The sequence below is a fragment of the Candidatus Symbiopectobacterium sp. genome, from assembly GCF_020054415.1.
GTDB lineage: Bacteria > Pseudomonadota > Gammaproteobacteria > Enterobacterales > Enterobacteriaceae > Symbiopectobacterium.
Window position 1 is genome coordinate 1 of sequence record NZ_JAHWCO010000444.1, and the last position, 5,179, is coordinate 5,179.

Genomic DNA, 5,179 nt, shown 5'->3' on the forward strand with positions numbered 1-5,179 from the left:
ATCAGCGCATTAGCGGTAGTAACGATATCTGGAAAAAGAAAGTGGGCTATCACCGGCGCTCAGTGGCTGAAACGGCCATGTTCCGGTTCAAAAGGCTTCTGGGTGGTCATCTAAGTCTGAGAGACTACGATGCTCAGGTGAGTGAAGCCATGGCCATGGTCAAAGCGCTTAACCGGATCACGCTATCAGGAATGCCGAACAGTATTCGCATCACGTAACAATCGACCCGTATGGGGCGCAGTCGTTACAAGTTCTGATTTATTCAACAAAGCCTTGGCGATGGTATGGATGTGCTGAAATACCTGCAATACAACGACGTTGATGCCATTTTTCTTGATATCAACATTCCATCGCTTGATGGCGTCTTTCTCGCGCAAAACATCAGCAAGTTTGTGCAAAAACCGTACATTATCTTTATCACAGCGTATAAAGAACATGCGTTCTAAGCCTTTGAAGTGGATGCGTTTGACTATATTCTCAAACCCTATCAGAGGCGCGCATCGTCACCATGCTGCAAAAGCTGGAAAATGCCTGGCAGTTATGGCAATCCGCTCCGACGCCAGAAAACGCCAGCGCCGCTAATGCCCCGCGCATTGGACAACACACCATCAATCTGATGAAAGATGAGCGCATTATCGTTACCGACATCAATCAAATCTATTACGCTGCTGCGCAGGAGAAAGTGACGTTGGTCTATACGCGGCGTGAAACCTTTATCATGCCAATGAACATTACCGAGTTTTGTAGCCGGTTACCGGAAGAGGTGTTCTTTCGCTGCCACCGTTCTTACTGCGTCAATCTGACGAAAATCCGCTAAATCGTACCCTGGTTCAATAATACCTATATTCTGCGGCTGCACGAGTTGGAATTTGAAGTGCCTGTGAGCCGCAGTAAGGTAAAAACCTTTCGTGCATTGATGCGCCTGTAACGGCATTTCATTCCGTTCTGACGGCATCTCATTCCTGATTCGATCTTTTCACGTCACGCCGCTTGTAGACTGGCCACGACATGTAAGCGGGTGGTCTAAGGTGCCGGTACCATGGCCCATTTTGCTTACCTTCTTTGATGTTCCCTCAGGGAACCGTTTTACTAAGAGGTCGGCCTATGAATGCCAAACCAACTCGTCGCGGCCAGATCGTACTGGGTACGATCATCGCACAAATGGGTCTGGGGACTATTTACACCTGGAGTCTGTTTAACCAACCGCTGGTCGACATTTTCGGGTGGTCGCTCAGTGCCGTGGCAACGACGTTTTCCATCACCAGTTTCAGCCTGGCGTTTGCAACGCTGTTTGCCGGAAAATTGCAGGAGCGTATTGGCATTCGGCGTTTAACGCTATGCACCGGTATCGTGCTGGGCCTGGGATTAATGGCTAGTTCAGGAGTGACCTCCTTGCTGGGGATGTACTTGCTGATGGGCGTTGTGGTTGGCTTTGCCGATGGCACCGCGATATCACCACGCTGTCCAACCTGATCAAATGGTTCCCTGAACGTAACGGGTTGATTGCTGGTGTTTCTGTCGGGGCATTTGGTACCGGAAGCTTGGTATTCAAATATATCAACAGCTTTCTGATCGCAGAAGTCGGCGCATCTCATGCCTTTTTTTATTGGGGGCTGATGGCAATGATCATGATCGGACTGGGTAGCACCTTGCTGAAAGAGCAGCCGACACATGCTGCCAATGGAAAAACGGCAATCACCTACGGTACGCGTGATTTTACCTTGGGCGAAATGCTAGGGACCAAAGAAGCCTATCTGCTGTTTGTGATTTTCTTTACGGCGTGCATGAGCGGCTTGTACCTGATTGGCGTGGTAAAGGATATCGGTGTCGAAATGGCGGGTATGGACAAACAAATGGCGGCTAACGCCGTGTCTGCCATCGCTATTTTCAATAAGGTAGGGCGTATTGTGTTGGGGGCAATGTCAGATAAAGTTGCCCGTCTGCGCGTTGTCAGCGGGACGCTGCTGGTTACTGCATTGGCTGTGACGGTTATGGCCTTCCTGCCGCTGTCACCTGTGTTGTTTTTTATCTGTATCAGCGCCATTGCCTTCTGCTTTGGTGGCAATATCACGGTCTTCCCGGCCATTGTCGGCGATTTCTTTGGTTTGAAACATCACAGCAAAAACCATGGCGTCATTTATCGGGGATTTGGTATCGGTGCGCTGTCTGGCTCTTTCATTGCGGCACGACTGGGCGGTTTTCACGCTACCTTTATTGCGATCGCAGTATTGTCAGCGCTTTCACTGCTGATTGCGTTGTGGATCAAACCGCCCAAGCACGTCAGCACACAACCCGAGATGCCTGCGACAGTGGCGCATGCCAGCGGATAATACGCTGTACTAACGACATAAATGCCTTATTATACAGAGCCCTTGGGTTTTTAACCGGGGGCTTTTTTTATGGCGCAGGTTCACGGGTATGATTCCGGCGGGATGACAGGTCAAATGGCTGTGCGGCGTGTCGCTACCGGCAAGGTTATTGCAAAATGTAAAGTTATGTCGTTTTAGCGATAGGAAGATTAAGAATGCTTGAAAACGGCGTGATAACCCCTACCATCGTGTTCTGAGTGATGTTAATCCCTTTAGAGAGGAAATCAGACTGTTATGATGCGTATTGCGCTTTTCCTGATCACCAACCTGGCGGTGATGTTGGTATTTGGGCTGGTTCTCAGCATGACTGGAATTCGGTCCAGCAGTGTCCAGGGGCTTATGATCATGGCTGGCCTGTTTGGCTTTGGTGGTGCGTTCGTTTCACTGCTGATGTCCAAATGGATGGCGCTACGCTCGGTGGGCGGTGAAGTGATCGAACAACCGCGTAATGAAACCGAGCGTTGGTTGCTTGAAACAGTGCGGGTACAATCGCAGCAGGCTGGCATTGCGATGCCGCAGGTCGCTACTTATCACGCCCCCGATATCAACGCCTTCGCGACGGGGGCACGACGTGATGCGTCGCTGGTGGCGGTGAGCACCGGTTTGCTGCAAAACATGAGCCGTGGTGAAGCAGAGGCGGTTATTGCCCACGAAATTAGCCACGTGGCTAACGGAGATATGGTTACCATGACGCTGATTCAAGGCATAGTGAACACCTTTGTTATCTTTATCTCGCGCCTGATCGCGCAGGTGGCATCCGGTTTCCTTTCTGGCAATCGCGACGATGGTGAAAGCAGTAACGGTAACCCGCTGGTCTATTTTGCGGTGGCAACGGTGCTGGAGTTGGTGTTTGGCATTCTGGCGAGTATCATTACCATGTGGTTCTCGCGCTACCGCGAGTTCCATGCGGATGCGGGATCGGCGAAATTGGTGGGCCGTGAAAAGATGATTGCCGCGTTGCAGCGTTTGAAAACCAGCTATGAACCGCAGGAAGAAGGCAGCATGATGGCGTTTTGTATCAACGGTAAATCAAAATCTTTCAGCGAGTTATTTATGTCGCACCCGCCGTTGGATAAGCGCATTGAAGCGCTGCGCAGCGGTGCTTATCTGAAATAAAACTTACAAAAAAACAAACCATTACACAACAGGGAGTCCATTACGGGCTCCCTGTCTGGGTCGTGTATTCAATGAGTTGATGTAGCATCAAACGTAGTACTCGCGTTTGATGTAAGTACCGATGATACTATCGTGCATTTCGGATGATTTTGAATATCCGAGCGTCTTGCGATTGAGCCGTTGCAATCGGTTACGCAGTGTCAGATGTGCACGCTCAACACGCTGTGTATACAGCTTGCTAACAATGTGTTTTACTTTTGGAGGTTCGTCGTTGTAAGCCCTGTAGCCGTCCGTGTTTGCATGACTGACGACGGTAACGCTGATGGCCACTTTTGCCATAACAGTGTTTTTTCACAGGAGATGTCTGTTCGCAAAACGGGCATCTTACATCAACTTTAGCCACTGTATTCCACATCCAAAACCGGACATTTCACGCTGCAATCAACATATTGAATACACGACATCGTCAGCAAACGAGTTAGGTCCGAAAAGCTTATAGGGATAAGTGATTCTGGTAAGCGAGCGGCGCTAACGCCACCATAATATGAAGTGTGACGGGTATAATAACTTTAATAATAAGCAAGTCCCTTGATTATCGTTATTGTTCCATTGCCATAATCAGCGTGTTCCCTTTATACTGAAATGATCGTTCTATTTTTTAAAAACAAAAAAAACTGAGTAGGGTACCAAAAAATGGCTATTGCAGATTTAGATAAACAGCACGATTCCGTGTCGTCCGTTTTGAAAGTTTTTGGTATTTTGCAGGCATTAGGTGAGGAAAGAGAGATCGGCATTACGGAACTCTCTCAGCGCGTCATGATGTCTAAAAGTACAGTGTACCGATTTTTACAGACGATGAAGTCCTTAGGATATGTCGCGCAGGAAGGCGAATCCGAGAAGTATTCGTTAACGCTTAAGTTGTTCGAACTGGGCGCCAAGGCGTTGCAAAACGTAGATTTGATTCGTAGTGCGGATATTCAGATGCGTGAATTGTCCGCGCTGACGAAAGAAACTATCCACCTTGGTGCGTTGGATGAAGATGGTATCGTATATATTCACAAGATCGATTCCATGTACAACCTGCGCATGTATTCCCGCATTGGTCGTCGCAACCCGCTGCACAGTACCGCCATTGGTAAAGTGTTGCTGGCATGGCGTGATCGTGACGAAGTGGTTGAAATTCTGAGAAAAGTGGAGTTTAACCGTAGCACGCAGCATACGGTGGGTAGCGCTGAGGAGTTGTTGCCTCTGCTCGATACCGTACGCCAGCAGGGGTATGGGGAAGATAAGGAAGAACAGGAAGAAGGTTTGCGCTGTATTGCTGTGCCCGTTTTTGACCGTTTCGGCGTAGTGATTGCTGGATTGAGTATTTCATTCCCGACCATTCGCTTTGCAGAAGAGAGCATGCACGAATGTGTTGCCATGTTGCATCACGCAGCAAAAAATATCTCCGAGCAGATGGGCTATCACGATTATCCGTTCTGAATCGTCTTTCGCTGAACAAACGATTGCTTATCAAAAAGCCTGCCTGACGGTGGGTTTTTTAACATCTGTAGGGGCTTTGTTGAATAAATAGAACTTTTGGGTAATCATCGGAGCAGATCACCACAGTTGTTTCAAAATCAGGTCTCCATGGCAAAACAAAATTTTAAAATCACCAACTGGCCCTCTTATAACAAGGCCCTCAAGCAGCG

General features: G+C 48.7%; 3 protein-coding genes and 4 pseudogenes. 6 read left to right on the forward strand and 1 reads right to left on the reverse strand.

All coding sequences use genetic code 11. The features are described 5' to 3' along the window. The 4 genes and pseudogenes from QZ506_RS12870 to htpX form a co-directional block, all read left to right on the forward strand. Positions 1-218: pseudogene (locus QZ506_RS12870) on the forward strand (IS5/IS1182 family transposase); the annotation flags it as partial. A 60-nt stretch (positions 219-278) separates the two neighbouring features. Continuing rightward, positions 279-928, forward strand: a pseudogene (locus QZ506_RS12875) (LytR/AlgR family response regulator transcription factor); the annotation flags it as partial. Between the two features lie 176 nt (positions 929-1,104). Then, positions 1,105-2,330, forward strand: a pseudogene (locus QZ506_RS12880) (OFA family MFS transporter). Between the two features lie 273 nt (positions 2,331-2,603). Next, a complete protein-coding gene (gene htpX, locus QZ506_RS12885; RefSeq protein WP_291971545.1) occupies positions 2,604-3,485 on the forward strand; it encodes a protease HtpX in 882 nt (293 codons plus the stop codon). Positions 3,486-3,572: 87 nt separating this feature from the next. Here htpX and QZ506_RS12890 read toward each other — a convergent pair. Next, positions 3,573-3,888 (reverse strand): annotated as a pseudogene (locus tag QZ506_RS12890) (IS1 family transposase). Here QZ506_RS12890 and QZ506_RS12895 point away from each other — a divergent pair. Then, a complete protein-coding gene (locus tag QZ506_RS12895) occupies positions 3,808-3,984 on the forward strand; it encodes a hypothetical protein (RefSeq protein WP_291971547.1) in 177 nt (58 codons plus the stop codon). The pseudogene QZ506_RS12890 and the gene QZ506_RS12895 sit on opposite strands and share 81 nt — an antisense overlap. 194 nt (positions 3,985-4,178) lie before the next feature. After that, positions 4,179-4,970 (forward strand): DNA-binding transcriptional regulator KdgR, encoded by a 792-nt coding sequence (kdgR, locus tag QZ506_RS12900; RefSeq protein WP_291971550.1) that lies wholly within the window; start codon positions 4,179-4,181, stop codon positions 4,968-4,970. Positions 4,971-5,179: the final 209 nt, after the last annotated feature.

Coding starts and splice junctions, on each gene's coding strand:
- htpX (WP_291971545.1), top strand. CDS start 2,604: ATGATGCGTATTGCGCTTTTCCTGATCACCAACCTGGCGGTGATGTTG.
- QZ506_RS12895 (WP_291971547.1), top strand. CDS start 3,808: ATGGCCACTTTTGCCATAACAGTGTTTTTTCACAGGAGATGTCTGTTC.
- kdgR (WP_291971550.1), top strand. CDS start 4,179: ATGGCTATTGCAGATTTAGATAAACAGCACGATTCCGTGTCGTCCGTT.